We start from the raw sequence: 14,494 nt of genomic DNA, 5'->3' as shown, positions 1-14,494 counted from the left end.
GCTGCGTTTTATCCCCGCATCAATTCCCTGCGCACCGTTTTTCTCACAAAATAAAAACAGATGACCTGCATCACAATCGTGATGATCCAGGATGCCGGATAAGAAATAAACAGGAAGTACAACGATCTGTGATGTGGGAAAAATCCAAAAATCCAGAGAATTCTCGTTCCGACCGTACCGATCACCGACAGGATCATCGGCACTGCCGAATGTCCCATCCCCCGCAGTGCTCCGGGAAACAAATCCATAATGCCACACAGAAAATACGGCACTGTTGTAATGGCAAGAATCTCCATGCCGCTCTCGATCACATCCTTTTCTCTCGTATATATACTAAGTACCTGCGGTCCGAAAAACCATGCGCCACATCCCAGCAGCAGGGAAACACTGACCGTAAGAATCAGACAGTCGATCAGCACACGATCCATACGTTTATATTTTCCCACACCATAATTCTGACTCGTAAAACTCATACATGCCTGTGTAATGGAATTTACCGACATATACAAAAATCCCAAAATATTATTTGCCGCTGTATACCCCGCCATCGCCGTATCTCCGAAGGAATTCACGGAAGACTGCAGCAGCGCGTTTGAAAAGTTAATAACCGTACTTTGAATCCCGGCAGGAATTCCCACCTGAAAAATCTGCAGCAGATAAACCTTTTTTATTTTCAGCTTCGAAAAGCGCAGCTGATAGCAGCTGTCGGTGCGGTACAGGCATAACAAAACCAGAATGCAGGAGATCATCTGTGCCGTAATCGTCGCAGTGGCTACGCCTGCCACCCCCAGATGAAAACCGATCACAAGAATCAGATCCAGCAGTGCATTGGCACATCCGGAAATCACCAGAAACAACAACGGCCGCTTGGTATCTCCCACCGCACGCAGAATCGCTGCCCCATAATTATAGAGCATAAAAAACGGCATCCCCAGAAAATAAATCCGCATGTAAAGGGTTGACTGTGCAATGACATTGTCCGGCGTTCCCATAAGAAGCAGCGCACCTTTTGCACTGATTACCCCGATTCCAGCCATGAGAATTCCGCTGATCAGTGCCAGCAGAATGGCGGTATGTACCGTGTCTGACATTTCTTTTTCCCTGCCGGACGCAAAAAAACGTGCCGCAAGCACGTTAGCCCCCAGCGAAATTCCGATAAACAGATTGGTGAACACGTTGATGAGTGCCGTGGTCGATCCCACTGCCGCCAGTGCCTGTTTTCCCGTAAAGTGCCCCACAACAACGATATCCACCGCATTGAACATCAGCTGTAAAATTCCAGACAGCATGAGTGGGAGTGCAAACGAGATCAGTTTATCCATGATCGAACCATTGCACATATCTATTTCATATTTGTTTGTTTTCAAATTTTCTCTATCCCCTTTCTGGTTCTGTTATCCCTCTGAGCCATAAAATACGCCGCTACTGGCGGCGTATTTGTTTGTCCTTATACATTCTCTGATCTGCGATCTCGATCAATTCCATTATATTTTCATATTTTCCCACGGCATATCCCACGGAGGCAGATACCGGAATCTCACTGTTTTTCTGAATCGGCTTCATCACCTGCCTCCACTTTTCAATGACATCTTCTGCAATCTCCTGTGTCCCATCCGGAATAATCATAAGAAATTCATCCCCACCGTAACGGTAAGCATTGGTTTCCTCACTCGTCACTGCTGCCCGAATGGATCCCGCAATTTTGGCAATCAGCTGGTCTCCGTACAAATGACCAAACGTATCGTTTACATATTTCAACTGGTTGACATCCCAATAAATAACCGCAACCGGGCGTTCTTTTGGCTCCATATGTTCCACTGTTTCAAGCAGTTTATTTTTGCTGTAAAGTCCCGTCATATCATCCATAGAAGCCGCCTGTACCATACGCATTGCATTTTCTATGGACTTGCGCACAATACTGTTTACACTGTTACTTACATAATAAAATGCAACCGCCATCAGCGATCGCGGCATCACATAATAAAGTGCCAGCGTAACCATAGGATTTTCGTTTACTTTGTTGAGCAAAAACACACCATCCTTCTGCAGATGATCCAGTGATGTCACCGTCAGCAGTGCCATGTTTGCATCACATACCCCAAAATAATAGCCCACATAAGTACTGATCGTAATCTCACCCACTGTAAATATAAAGGCATAAACCGACAGTCTCTTTGAAGTATACATACTTGCAATGATAATCGGGATTATCATAATAATGATCATATGGTAGGTAAGGGATGCACTCGCGACCATGACAATCAGCCCGATGGCCGTAACGCTGAGATACTTGGTAAATGGGTGCTCAAGCCCCATCTTCACAAGCAGCAATCCATAAATCAACACCAGCACACATGCCGCCACATAGCCTCTTGTAAAAATCGTCTGATCCACGATAAAAATATGCAGGCAGTTCAGAATCATCACAAACGAATAGAATAAAATGCAGATTCCCACCACACGGAACGCAAAAATATTCTGTGTCACATCCTCCTGCTCGTAAAAAGCATTTTTATTTATAATTTTAGATAACAGTGCCTTGCAGGTGCTCATCCATATATCCTCCAGCTTTGTCTGCCTTTAGTATAACATATTCCTGCATGAGTTTCACTACTTTGATGAACTTATAAATTCATCAGGAAAATTTTCCATAACTTTTTGTCAGTGTTCTGCCATTTTTTCTATCGTGCCATGCATAACGGAATCAGTCCCTGCAAATGAAACTTCATCTATGATTTTACATACCACATCAATAACCTTTACATCTATCTGGTTAGTCTGCATAAAATCAACGGTATCTTTCTTAGTCGCATGCGCTTATAATTTGCTAAGTTCATCCATCATCGCCGGACGATTTCTATATTTTATCTTCCATTCTTCGACAATTGTTTCCACAATCTCAGATCCACCTTTAATCCGCTTCATTCTCCGCAGCAACGCTACCAGATCTGCATAATGTTTTCGATTTCCGGTGCATGAAGCCATCTTGTTTACTTCACCCTGATATTTACTTAAAATCTGCTTTGGATATTCTTTTTTCAGGACATTTTCATACGACTGCACTGCATACAATCCAGAACTTTTTAATACATATGCAAGCAACCGGTCATATAATTTTTCTTCCTTGTACAATCTGTCTATATGTGCATTTGGCGGAAGTTTTTTGAACAGTTCTTCTCGTTTTATCAGCCATTCCTTTTCTGAATATTGTGCTTTCAATTCTTTATAAATGTCTAAATCTCCCGCACTTTGTTCAAGTACTAATTTCCAAAGTTGTTCGATATACGCACTTTTGTTTCCCTGTAAACGATAAATCTCCTTTTTCTTCTGGATATATTCTAAAACCTGACCTCGATACGCTTTGTCCAATTCGATGCTTTCATCCAATACCTGAAGCACACGATCATATTCTTTTTTTTCAAAATATCTGTCTATGTAATATCTTCTTACCCCGGAATTGTTCCAGTATTTTTTACATATTTCTTCCAGCTGATCCTCTGGTGCATTTTTCTCTTCTAATGTTTTCAGATATGTTACCGTCCATTTACCTACCGCATAATCTCTGCTCCAACCAGAATCTTTTTTCTCTGCTTTCTCAATCATTTCCTCCATAAAAGAAAGTTTATCCTGCTCGTACTCCGGTTCCTTAAATTCTTCCATAATGATCTGTTCGATATATTCTTCCAAATAATCAATAACAGAACCATCCATATGCGTGGTAAACCAGATAAACATTTTCCTTTTATCCTGTGCATTAACCTTAGTAAGCAACTCTAACCACAGTTGATAAATCTGCTCTGCCAACATACTTGTTTCCCCACCGGAATCATCCATGTCGACATTCCCCAACAACACAAAAATATGGTTCATCACATGAAACGCACTTATGTGGCTTCCATTGTCAATCATGCGACGGACATCTTTATCTATGATTTCTTCCAGCTCCAACATAAAATCATATGCCTGATAATAATTGATAAAATGATCTCTTCCCAGATAACGATCCGCTATTTCATCAATCTGTTCAAAATAATCTTCGACATCTTCTTTTGTTGCACATTTGTTTACCATATTCCGAAAACGAAGCAATAATTTTTTATCTTCTGCCAAGACAGACACAAGAAATGCTTGCACAATATCCCTTTCTGCAGATGTCACCAGTTTTTCCACAGCAGCTGATTTTTTCTTATAATCACAGACGGTAACTGCAGGCTCAAATAAATCCATGCTTTCCGCATCCGCATCATTGTCCATGTCCTCGTTGTCTGTATCTTCTGGCTCATCTTCATCCATAATATCCGCAGTCCATTCATATAACACCGCTGCCATATGCTTACAATTATTTCCACCTGCAGCATAGGGGCACGAACAGTACATATCTGTAACTTTCCCGTCATTTAAGGAAATCTCAACCTCGTAGTCCTCGGTTCCAACGACATCAGCTCGTATATCATCGCGTCCGATCTCTATATTTTCAACTGCACCATCACAATAATAATCATATCCCCGCTCTAAAATATGTGATGCAAATAGTTTTTGCCAATTCATATTGTTTCTCCACATTTGTTTTTTATTTCTTTACAAGAAAAACAGCCAGTCAGCTATTTCCATGCAGGAACAAACTCCCTGTTCCTGCATATCTTTTTAATCATTCCATCCATGCGCATAACAGCGGATATACTTATAAATCCTGCGCCTTGTACACAGCATAACCTTCATAATAATAACTATGATCAATGCCTTTCATATACACTTCTCTATCATCAACTTTGTCCGTCAAAGCCTGCTTTAAAATGTATTTTATTTCGATATCTTTAATCGGGCTTCTTTCCATCGCAAGTAGATAATCTTCTTTATCTACAGTACTCCAATCAATGACCTTGTTTAATTCTTTTTTCAATATTAAATCAAGCCATATTCTTGTGCTTCGTCCATTGCCTTCCCGGAACGGATGCGCAATATTCATCTCAACATACTTTTCAATAATTTCATCAAATGTTGTCTGTGGCATTTTCTCAATGTTCTCAATTGCTGTCTTAAGATACATCACTGGTGCAAATCGAAAATTACCCTTTGCAATGTTTACCGTTCGTATTTTTCCGGCAAAATCATAGATCTCATCAAACAGGTACTTATGAATCGCTGCCAGCATCTGAAAGGTTCCAACTTCACATTGATTCAGGTATTCATTTTCAAATAATTCAACAGCCTTCTTCTTACTTATCTTTTCTTCCATTCTGGCCAGTTCCGTGGAATCCGTAATATTAAGTTTGTTTTCTAAAGTCATAATTATTCCTTTCCGAATACTGCAATCTCCATACTTATTTTCTACTTCATTTCAAGGATTCTTTCTACTTCCTGCTTTAATTCATCACTGAAGTCTGATAAATCATCATATGTAATTACTTTCAATCTTATAAGACGAACGATATCCCATATTACCTCTGACTTACTCATCTCCATGATAACTCCTGGATGACGCTTATCTTCTTTTATCCGTTTTTCAAGTTCCCAAAATTTCTCTGATGCAGGCTTTTTATCATCATTCAGAAAATTTGCATACTCTTTAACAAGACCTTCCATATAATTTTCCTGCCAGCCTGATAATCTTTCTCGAAATAGCTTCCAATCTTTTTTACTTATGTCCATGATTTTGAATCTCCTCAGTCTCATGTTAGTCTCAGCAAACAATTTCAAAAATGAGACTGTCTTGAGACTACAACTTTATAATTCACCTGTAAATCCGGATTTTATCACATTTTGCTATATCATAGAGTCTCACTTAGTCTCAAATCTCGTGAGACTTCGTTGAGACTAACTTTGAAATATTCGTTTTTCAGAAATCATTTTAAGAATCACGCACTCTTTAGAAAGATTCTTCTTAGAATATTCTTATTTTAGCCACTTGATTTTTCTCAAAATTTCTATGACATTTTCTATGACATTTCTACGACATTTTCTATGACATTCCCCATCTTCATTATAAGAGTTACTTAAACCAAATTTGTGCCTTTAACCAATTCAGTTTTTATCTTCTTCTGACTTCCACACATAGAGCTTTTACATTCAGGAAAACTCTATATCTCATTTTTATTCTATGAATACATACTTATCAACCGCCGATTTTTTATCGTCAATCGCCGACTTTTCTTCTCCAATCGCCGGCTTTTGGTAATCAATCAACGACTTATTGACTGCAACAGCCAATTTTTTTAATGAATCAGCGGTTTTTTCAACAATAGTTTTTCCAACTTTTGAATTATAAATAACCGCCTGCAACATAAAAGCATTTGTATGATAAACAGGATCTTTTAGTCCCACCTGCTCCAACTCATTACACATACGATTGACACCTTCTCCAAATTCTTTTACAAATTTATAGTTCTTTAGAAACTCTGCAATCTTAGGATTTCTTGAAAAATGTGTGAATCGTATATTGTCCGCTCTTACAAGTCCCGGAAGTTTTCCCGGGCTTTCAACTACTATATGGTCATCAAACATTTTTATCTGAATATCTGTAGCCTAATGGATTACAGGAATATGTGGACGCTATGAATGAATTTAATTAATATTAGCTATTTTATCATTATCACAAGCTGATTTAGTAATGTTTTGCCCGAACTGATAAAAACTTTTCGTCGCTTTTCTAATGAAAAAGCGACGAATTATTTTAATCTGTACAACTTGCCTTTTGCTTTTCCAAAACTTCTCTATTATCCCTGCCATAAAGCATGGTCTATCCTATACTCGTTATCATTAGCAATAATAAGGCTGGAATTTTTCAATCCACAGGCTTAATATATCTTCTTCTTTTAGTTGTTCCAATACAAGCCAATAACTCCTTATTCACTAATTCGTTTAATAATTGTCTTGTCCTTGGACCTTTTAATCCTATCTTTTCTGCCACCTGTTCCGTACTATATTCAACACCAGCCTCCATAATGGCTAAAATCTGCTGATGTCTTTCTGATAACATCATTCCTTCCCTGTTTTTTAAATCTGCTGATTTTTCTGCTGATTCTGCTGATTTTTCTGCTGATTTATCATCAGATTCCTTTTCCATCTTCATCACAAGTGTCACCTGATCAAGATTTGTATCTTCTATCAATTGTGGTTTTATCCATCCTTCTGACTTCCACACATCAAGAATTGTCGGGAATCCAGAGCCAGCATTATCGCCAAATCCAACCAATCTAAGCAAAAGGCCAATGAATAAGGTGTATCCAATTTAAATCGACTAAACATGGCAATGCATATATTAAATTTATCTAAATCATATACATCAACTTCATCATCTTCAAGAGCCTTTTGTGCTTCTTCATTTAAAGGTATTCCAGCTTTTTTCAATGCTTCAAATAACGGATTGTATACCTCGTCTTCCTTTTTCCCTAACAGCGATAATTGTTTTCTAATATAACGATTAACTAATCTCTGTTCACGGGACAACCCTGCTTCAAGCTTTGGTCTAATTAAAATTATCAATCTATAAAAATACTCAAAAATATCTACATTTCCTGATAATTCATCCCATATTTTGTTAATTTTCTCTTTATCTGCAACGGCGTATAGTTTGGCTTTCTGTTTAAGTGTATTAATTTCACTCTCATCAAGTTCTCTTGTCGCAGAGACAAAATAACAATTATTATGAGAGTATAAATCACTTTCAACCTCAGATTTAACAAATGAACCATCATGCTGCAATGTATAGTAAACCTTGTTAGCCTCTTTCTTTTTTGATTCAAATTATTCAATCACTCCCGTAATATCCCGATAACGATTTACCACCCGATAAATCTCTACTACCTCTTTACCAACCTTATACAGCACGACATAATCTTTCCACACCACATACTTATAATCCGTCTTAAAACTCACACGCTTAGACAAGTCTACACCAATGTAAGGAAACTGCTGTATATTCTCAAACTGGCTGTAAATCTCCTGTATTGTTTCCAATGCTTTATCTGCATTATCCTCAGCAATATAATCCTTAATAGATTTCAAGTCCTTTGCCACTAACGGATTAATCCGTAACTTCATCATGTTCTATTCTCCCACCATTGTCTTTAGTTCATCCAATGACAACCAACCTTTTCCATCCTTGACAGCCGCCTCAGCCTCTTGCAGCTTCTCTAAAAGTTTCTTTTCTGCTTTATCTCGCTCATAATCTTCTATATCCATTACCACAAATCTTCCCCTGCCATTTTTCGTAAGAAAAACAGGTTCTCCCACCTGGCAGTTCTTCAACACTTCATTGTAATTTCTCAAATCAGATACCGGTAATATATTTGGCATAGTTACCATCCTTTCAAAATCAATACTATATTCTATCTTTTATTATAGCCAAAGACGCTGTAAAAATCAACGAAGGTTTTTACAGCGTTTCCCTTATTTGCAGTGCCTGTTACTGTTCAGACCATTGTAAAAACTGACGAAATTTAAAAAAATATATTTGTGGATAAACTCAAGCAGGATGGGAAGTCTCGTTAACGACTTCCGAATCCTGCTTTTTCTTTTGAAATTATAAACAGTACCTGCATGTTTTCCTGCTTTTACATGGCTGGAATACGGATTTCCCCTCCTGCTTCTTTCATTTTTCTGCCGGTCCCGGAATTCGTCCGATTTCCCATTCGCCCCTGTTTTTGCTATACTTATCCTATACTTAAGGAGGCACAAATGAACGCAGATGATAAAAGCAAACTCAAAGCATATGAAGAACTTATAGGCAGTCTTTAGCATACAAACAGACTGCAGCACAGGGTCATTGAAACCCAGTCCTCATTGATCAAATCCCTTGAGGAACATAATGCAGAATTAGAAAAAATCATTGATGATCTGACAAACATTTAAAGAAAGGACGCGGCATGGGGATGGGAAATTCTTTTGAAACCATTACAGTACTTCAATACAGGCTGAAAGCAGCACAGGAAGAACTTGCAGCCTTTCAATCGGGAGAAAAATATATCCGAATGGAAAAACAGCACCTTACACAGGTGCGTGCCCTGGAACGCAGAATTGCAAAACTGGAAGCAGCTGTAGCAAAAGAACACAGCCATGCCATTACGATTCGGAATCAATGGTTTGAGATTTTTGAACATCGGCAAAAAGAATGCGACCGTATGGTCGCTGAAACATTAAAAAAGGCGGCTGTAATGGAAAAAAGGGCACTCCGTGCAGAAAAACAGCGCGACACAGCCCTTGAAAAAGTAACTTCCCAGAGACGGGAACTTTACAAAGTAAAGACAGAGCTTGATGATGAAAAACAAAAAGTACAGAAACTGACGGCACAGATTAACCGTAACTATGAAAACTCATCCATCCCGTCTTCAAAATCTATCGCCCGCAAAAAAATATCCAACAGCTGCGAAAAGACAGGAAGGAAACCCGGTGGCCAGCCAGGACACAGGGGGCACTGCAGAAAGAAACTCACCCCGACAAGGGAAATCTATCTTCCTGCACCCGAAGAAGTACTCCATGACCCTGACTTTAAGAAAACATCGAAAACCATTACAAAGCAGAAAATCGACATCAGCGTAGAAGTGCATGTGACCGAGTATCATGCCGATGTGTACTATAATTCCAAAACAGGTGAACGGATCCATGCACCATTTCCACAGGGAGTCATTGATGACGTTAACTATGGAGGAAATTTACGTGCTTTCCTGTTTCTGCTGAATAATGACTGCTGTACATCAATTGATAAAAGCCGCAGGTTTTTGTCTGATCTGACAGATGGAAAAATAAACATATCAAAAGGCATGATCAATAATCTCTGCCGGTCATTTGCCAAAAAAACAGAATCCCAGCGTAAAGAGATTTTCTGCGACATGCTGCTTTCCCCTGTCATGCATACAGACTGTACCAATGCCCGTGTAAACGGGGAAAGTTCGTATGTATTTGTATGTGCGGTTCCGGATGGCGGTGTGCTCTATTTTGCCCGGGACAAAAAGGGACACGATGGAATAAAGGGCACGGTCGTTGAAGACTATCAGGGGACACTGGTCCACGATCATGATGTAACCTTTTATAAGTATGGAACCGGCCACCAGGAATGCCTTGCACATGTACTGCGTTATCTGAAAGACAGCATGGACAAGGAAAAAGACCGTACATGGAACAGGCAGATGCATTCCCTGATACAGGAAATGATCCATTACCGGAATGGTTTATCTGAATCAGAAGAACCAGATCCGCAGACCGTCTCCGAATTTGAAGAACGTTATAAAACAATCCTGTCCATAGCTGGGGATGAATACGACTATGAGCCGCCTGGGAAATACTACCGTGATGGATACAATCTGTACAAAAGGATGAAAAAGTATAAGAAAGATCATCTTCTTTTCCTCCATAACAAGAATGTACCTGCCACGAATAACGAAGCCGAACGGCTGCTGAGAAAATATAAAAGAAAACAGGCGCAGGCTGTGTCATTCCGGAGTCCGTCAAGCATCGACCATCTCTGTAAATGCATGAGCATGCTGGTTTTGATGCGCAGAAAAGAGCAGACCAATCTGTTCCGCGAGATTGCAGAAATATTTGCATAAGAAAACCGATGGTTTTGACTACGATTAGTCTATACCATCGGTTCTTTTGTTACAAGTTTACCTCTGAACAGTAACAAACGATCCAGTAAAAATAAATAATAAATTTCAAAAAGGTAGAAGCTGCCAAAAATATATGGTATAATAAAAAGTAATCATAATAGAGACAAACCATTTTCTCCAAAGTGCTCTTTACGCTATGGAGATATGTCATTAAACAGGAAAGGGGTTGATTAAATGTCCAACCATCAGGCTACCGAACAGATGCTAGGCTATCTGTATCAAATACGGTATGCATTAGCATTGCTCCTGAAGAATGACAATCCCGATTATCAAATTAGCATCGAGAAATTTGATGATGTTGCATTCGATAAAGACGGCCAACCTGTCCAGCTTATCCAGCTTAAGCATCACATTAAGCAAAAGGGGAATCTCACAGATAGCAGTGCTGATTTATGGCGAACACTAAAAGTATGGATAGATTCCCTGGCACAAAAACCAGAATTACTAGATAGCACTGAATTTTTGATTATTACAACCGCAATTGCACCTAAAGATTCGGCCGCCGGGTATTTGAGGCAAAATGACCGAGATCCAAATATAGCATATACAAAACTGAAAGATGTTTGCAAGCAATCCCAAAATACTGCTCACCAAAAATACTACGATGCATTTTTAAGTGCAGATCAATTGACTGTTAAGAAATTATTTGAACATATTTATATTGTCGATGGTGCAAGTAATATTCTTGATGTAGAAAAAATTGTAAAAAAGCAGATTCGCTATAGTTGTATTCCTAAATATGAAAATCTTATATACGAACGATTAGAGGGCTGGTGGTATAAAAAGGCAATTGAGGCCCTTTGTTCTGAGGATCCAATTTTTGTTACACAAAAAATCAAGTTCGTTCGTTTATTGTTTCCGTAAGTCAGGAATACTCTGATGAAAATCTGCCCATAGATGACTTTTTTGACGTTGATGATCTACAAGAAAATGCTTTGAGCGAAAGTGAAAAAATCCTCTATGAACAGCTGAAACTGATTTGTCTGGGAAGTCATCGTATGCAAAATGCATTAAGAGATTATTATCGCGCTTTTAAACAAAGAGCTGCATGGGTCAGAAATGACCTGTTATATGTAAACGAACTTGAGAAATATGAGAAGCGTTTAATTGATGAATGGGACCATGCCTTTGGTGAAATGCAAGATGATCTGGCTGAAATTAAATCTTTAACTGAAGAAGAGAAAGCCAAAGCAGGGCGTAAGTTGTTATCTGATATTGAAAAAAAAGATATTCGTATTAGACCCAAATGCGAAGAAGCTTTTGTTATGAGAGGCAGCTATCATATGCTCGCCAACAAACTAAAAGTAGGATGGCATGTAGATTTTTTCGAGCGACTGAAAGGTCTGCTTTGTACATAAAGGGGGGCGATTTATGTGAACAAATGGGATATGCGTACACATGAAGTCGCATACCTTCTTAATCCAGCTTTTTGCGGAAGAATTTTATATTCAACTATCAAAACTTATAATGAAATATTAAATAGGGCATTTCCATTTCCGTTGATATACTTAGTTTTACCACTCGTACTGCACAAACAAACGCGCATTAACATTAGTAGTCGTACGCAGTTATTGGTCTGGGTTCAAAAATATTCTCAACTGTTAATTGATTTTCCTCGAAGAACAAGAGAATTGGTTCCCATTTCAAACGAAGCAATCGAGTTTCTTCTTCAGACTGGTAAAATTGTATTAACACCGAACGGAGAACTAGAAATTGTTCCCACTTCTCGCACTCTGAGCAAAACAAAGTATGCAGATTCCGAAGTAAAAGAATGCCTAACAAAAGCTGAGCACGTAGCTAAATGGTTTGCTTCAGCCGGGAAAACAGAAACAATATATATTGTGTTGGGGGTGAGGCCATAATGCAGATACTTGAATTAGTGCTTTACGGATACAATCAGAAAGTTCGACACTTGCCTTTCAAATTGGGACAAGTAAATATTATTACGGGAAGATCAAAATCCGGTAAATCTGCGGTTGGAGATATTATTGATTATTGCCTAGGCGGTAATTCTTGCAATATTGCTGACGGTGTAGTTCGCGAAAATGTGGCGTGGTATGGCCTTCTCCTGCAGTTTGAAAAAGAACGAGTGTTTGTTGCCCGAAAAAATCCTGACAAGGGCCAACAGACAACTACAACGTGCTATATTGAAGTAGGTGCTAGTTTAGAGGTTCCGGAACAGTGTAATTTCTCGCCAAACACCAATGTCTCTGGAATTGAAGAAGCATTAACTCGAAGAATTGGTATATCAGAAAATCTTAATACACCGCCTGAAGGACAGAGCAGACTGCCCTTAGCCGCCAATATCCGGCATTCATTGTACTATTGTTTTCAGGGACAGGATGAAATTGCAGCAAAAAACTTTTTGTTTCACCACCAATCTGAAGATTTTATTACCCAAGCAATCAAAGACACGATTCCTTATTTTTTAGGTGCAGTTAGCGAAGAAGCTCTTGCGTTAGAAAACGAAAGAAACATTCTTAAACGGAAATTGAAGATCGAAAAGCGAAAGCTCGAAGAAAATCGTTATTTAATGGGAGGAGGCTCAGAGAGGGCAATCGCGCTTATAGGCGAAGCTCGCAGAGTTGGACTTATAGATCCAGCAATGCAGATAGATTATCAAGATTATCAGGAAATGTACTTAACCCTGCAAAAAGCAATGAATTGGGTTCCAAATCAAGTACAACCTAGTAATGGCATGGACCGCTTGACTTTTTTGCAGAGCAAATTTCAAGAGTGTCAAAGTGACTACGATGAAATTGGAATTACTATCGACAATGCGAAAAGATTTATCGGAGAAAGCACAGGATATTCAAGTGAAGCAGAACATCAAAAAGTGCGTCTTGAGTCTATAGGGCTTTTTGAGCAACTGGACTTTAATCCCGGAAAGTGTCCATTATGCTCAGGGACATTAGAACATCCACTCCCTAGTGTTGAAATGATAAAAGCCTCTATTGCCAATCTGGATAAATCAATATCAAATGTAACACGTGAACAACCAAAGCTCCGCTCTTTTATTTCTGAATTAGAGCAGGAACGAGAAAAAAAACTAGAAGAAATCAAAGGGTTACAATCTGAAATTGATGGAATATACCAGCAAGAAGACGAACGTACACACCTAAGAGACATAAACGCTCGACGAGGCAAAGTAATTGGAAGAATCAGCTTGTGGATTGAAAGTGTAGAAAATGATACAGAGTCTGATAAACAAGAGCAAATTATTAAAAGCATTGAAGATAGAATCCAAGAAATTGACGAAATTCTTGATGCAGATTCCGTAGAGGATCGCAAGCAATCTGCGCTTTCTCGTATACAAGAAAATATGACTAAATGGGCCAAAGAACTGGAGCTTGAACACTGTGATAGTCCATACCGGCTTGACCTCAATAAGGTAACTGTCGTAGTAGACAAGCCGGACAGACCTGTACCACTTAAGCAATTAGGCAGTGGTTCGAACTGGGTTGGCGTTCATCTAATTGCTTATTTTGCTTTGCAGTATTACTTCATAGGTACAAATCGCCCGGTTCCAAGCTTTCTGTTTTTTGATCAACCCTCGCAGGTTTATTTTCCATCCGAGCTTGATGAAAAAAATATAGATTGGAACGAAGTCAATAAAATGTATCGGTTTATAGTTGATCGAACCAGTGAACTTGAGGGGAAATTACAAGTTATTATCGTCGATCACGCTGACCTCAACAACGCTTCTTTCCGAGAATATATTTGCGAAAATTGGTGGCCGATTGACAAAAATCTTGTACCAAACGATTGGTACAAAAAAGACTAAAAACAGAAATCCCAATTCATCAAAGGTAAGCGCCTAGTTTCAGGGTGGATTTAAAATCATCACAAAATTTGCCATAATTATAGATGATAGATGCCAGCATTTTACT

At 38.9% G+C, this 14,494-nt stretch carries 16 protein-coding genes; 5 read left to right on the top strand and 11 right to left on the bottom strand.

What is annotated here, in order from left to right; translation table 11 throughout:
* Window positions 1-8: 8 nt before the first annotated feature.
* The 11 genes from M72_RS06910 to M72_RS06860 form a co-directional block, all read right to left on the bottom strand.
* On the bottom strand, window positions 9-1,340 hold the full coding sequence (locus M72_RS06910) for an MATE family efflux transporter (RefSeq protein WP_055067709.1): 1,332 nt from the start codon (window positions 1,338-1,340) through the stop codon (window positions 9-11).
* An 82-nt stretch (window positions 1,341-1,422) separates the two neighbouring features.
* Window positions 1,423-2,553 carry a GGDEF domain-containing protein gene (locus M72_RS17600; protein WP_261291796.1) on the bottom strand — a complete coding sequence of 377 codons (1,131 nt, stop codon included), beginning with the start codon at window positions 2,551-2,553 and terminating at the stop codon, window positions 1,423-1,425.
* Window positions 2,554-2,661: 108 nt separating this feature from the next.
* Window positions 2,662-2,784: a hypothetical protein gene (locus M72_RS17595; protein WP_261291795.1), complete on the bottom strand. Its 123-nt coding sequence runs from the start codon at window positions 2,782-2,784 to the stop codon at window positions 2,662-2,664.
* 33 nt (window positions 2,785-2,817) lie between these two features.
* Complete coding sequence (locus M72_RS06895; protein WP_022044865.1) at window positions 2,818-4,548, bottom strand: SWIM zinc finger family protein; 1,731 nt, start codon at window positions 4,546-4,548, stop codon at window positions 2,818-2,820.
* Between the two features lie 133 nt (window positions 4,549-4,681).
* Window positions 4,682-5,287: a protein adenylyltransferase Fic gene (gene fic, locus M72_RS06890; RefSeq protein WP_022044864.1), complete on the bottom strand. Its 606-nt coding sequence runs from the start codon at window positions 5,285-5,287 to the stop codon at window positions 4,682-4,684.
* Window positions 5,288-5,328: 41 nt separating this feature from the next.
* Window positions 5,329-5,649 carry a hypothetical protein gene (locus M72_RS06885; RefSeq protein ID WP_055067696.1) on the bottom strand — a complete coding sequence of 107 codons (321 nt, stop codon included), beginning with the start codon at window positions 5,647-5,649 and terminating at the stop codon, window positions 5,329-5,331.
* 441 nt (window positions 5,650-6,090) lie between these two features.
* A complete protein-coding gene (locus M72_RS06880; protein WP_261291800.1) occupies window positions 6,091-6,507 on the bottom strand; it encodes an ATP-binding protein in 417 nt (138 codons plus the stop codon).
* Between the two features lie 274 nt (window positions 6,508-6,781).
* Entirely contained in the window at window positions 6,782-7,108 is a 327-nt protein-coding gene (locus M72_RS17115) for a hypothetical protein (protein ID WP_055067694.1), read from the bottom strand.
* A gap of 8 nt (window positions 7,109-7,116) precedes the next feature.
* Window positions 7,117-7,701, bottom strand: a complete 585-nt coding sequence (locus M72_RS17110) for a hypothetical protein (RefSeq protein ID WP_055067693.1) — start codon at window positions 7,699-7,701, stop codon at window positions 7,117-7,119.
* A gap of 42 nt (window positions 7,702-7,743) precedes the next feature.
* Window positions 7,744-8,043 (bottom strand): type II toxin-antitoxin system RelE/ParE family toxin, encoded by a 300-nt coding sequence (locus M72_RS06865; RefSeq protein ID WP_055067692.1) that lies wholly within the window; start codon window positions 8,041-8,043, stop codon window positions 7,744-7,746.
* Between the two features lie 3 nt (window positions 8,044-8,046).
* Window positions 8,047-8,295: a type II toxin-antitoxin system prevent-host-death family antitoxin gene (locus tag M72_RS06860; RefSeq protein WP_055067691.1), complete on the bottom strand. Its 249-nt coding sequence runs from the start codon at window positions 8,293-8,295 to the stop codon at window positions 8,047-8,049.
* Between the two features lie 569 nt (window positions 8,296-8,864).
* Here M72_RS06860 and M72_RS16350 point away from each other — a divergent pair.
* The 5 genes from M72_RS16350 (at window position 8,865) to M72_RS06830 (ending at window position 14,388) form a co-directional block, all read left to right on the top strand.
* Entirely contained in the window at window positions 8,865-10,544 is a 1,680-nt protein-coding gene (locus M72_RS16350) for an IS66 family transposase (RefSeq protein WP_082413822.1), read from the top strand.
* A 234-nt stretch (window positions 10,545-10,778) separates the two neighbouring features.
* Window positions 10,779-11,468 (top strand): hypothetical protein, encoded by a 690-nt coding sequence (locus M72_RS06845; protein WP_055067690.1) that lies wholly within the window; start codon window positions 10,779-10,781, stop codon window positions 11,466-11,468.
* 71 nt (window positions 11,469-11,539) lie between these two features.
* A complete protein-coding gene (locus tag M72_RS06840) occupies window positions 11,540-11,962 on the top strand; it encodes an ABC-three component system protein (protein WP_141652707.1) in 423 nt (140 codons plus the stop codon).
* A 15-nt stretch (window positions 11,963-11,977) separates the two neighbouring features.
* On the top strand, window positions 11,978-12,466 hold the full coding sequence (locus tag M72_RS06835) for a three component ABC system middle component (RefSeq protein WP_055067688.1): 489 nt from the start codon (window positions 11,978-11,980) through the stop codon (window positions 12,464-12,466).
* Window positions 12,466-14,388, top strand: coding sequence for a DUF3732 domain-containing protein (locus tag M72_RS06830; protein ID WP_055067687.1), 1,923 nt, complete (start codon window positions 12,466-12,468; stop codon window positions 14,386-14,388). Before M72_RS06835 ends, M72_RS06830 begins: the two co-directional genes overlap by 1 nt.
* Window positions 14,389-14,494 lie beyond the last annotated feature (106 nt).

This window comes from Roseburia faecis (genome assembly GCF_001406815.1).
Lineage (GTDB): Bacteria > Bacillota > Clostridia > Lachnospirales > Lachnospiraceae > Roseburia > Roseburia faecis.
The sequence above is the reverse complement of the archived record's forward strand: the minus strand, read 5'-3'. Positions and strand labels throughout refer to the sequence as shown.

What these genes read in the sequence shown, in the direction of transcription:
- M72_RS06910 (WP_055067709.1), bottom strand. Translation starts at nt 1,340, where the DNA reads ATGTGCAATGGTTCGATCATGGATAAACTGATCTCGTTTGCACTCCCA.
- M72_RS17600 (WP_261291796.1), bottom strand. Translation starts at nt 2,553, where the DNA reads ATGAGCACCTGCAAGGCACTGTTATCTAAAATTATAAATAAAAATGCT.
- M72_RS17595 (WP_261291795.1), bottom strand. Translation starts at nt 2,784, where the DNA reads ATGCAGACTAACCAGATAGATGTAAAGGTTATTGATGTGGTATGTAAA.
- M72_RS06895 (WP_022044865.1), bottom strand. Translation starts at nt 4,548, where the DNA reads ATGAATTGGCAAAAACTATTTGCATCACATATTTTAGAGCGGGGATAT.
- fic (WP_022044864.1), bottom strand. Translation starts at nt 5,287, where the DNA reads ATGACTTTAGAAAACAAACTTAATATTACGGATTCCACGGAACTGGCC.
- M72_RS06885 (WP_055067696.1), bottom strand. Translation starts at nt 5,649, where the DNA reads ATGGACATAAGTAAAAAAGATTGGAAGCTATTTCGAGAAAGATTATCA.
- M72_RS06865 (WP_055067692.1), bottom strand. Translation starts at nt 8,043, where the DNA reads ATGATGAAGTTACGGATTAATCCGTTAGTGGCAAAGGACTTGAAATCT.
- M72_RS06860 (WP_055067691.1), bottom strand. Translation starts at nt 8,295, where the DNA reads ATGCCAAATATATTACCGGTATCTGATTTGAGAAATTACAATGAAGTG.
- M72_RS16350 (WP_082413822.1), top strand. Translation starts at nt 8,865, where the DNA reads ATGGGGATGGGAAATTCTTTTGAAACCATTACAGTACTTCAATACAGG.
- M72_RS06845 (WP_055067690.1), top strand. Translation starts at nt 10,779, where the DNA reads ATGTCCAACCATCAGGCTACCGAACAGATGCTAGGCTATCTGTATCAA.
- M72_RS06830 (WP_055067687.1), top strand. Translation starts at nt 12,466, where the DNA reads ATGCAGATACTTGAATTAGTGCTTTACGGATACAATCAGAAAGTTCGA.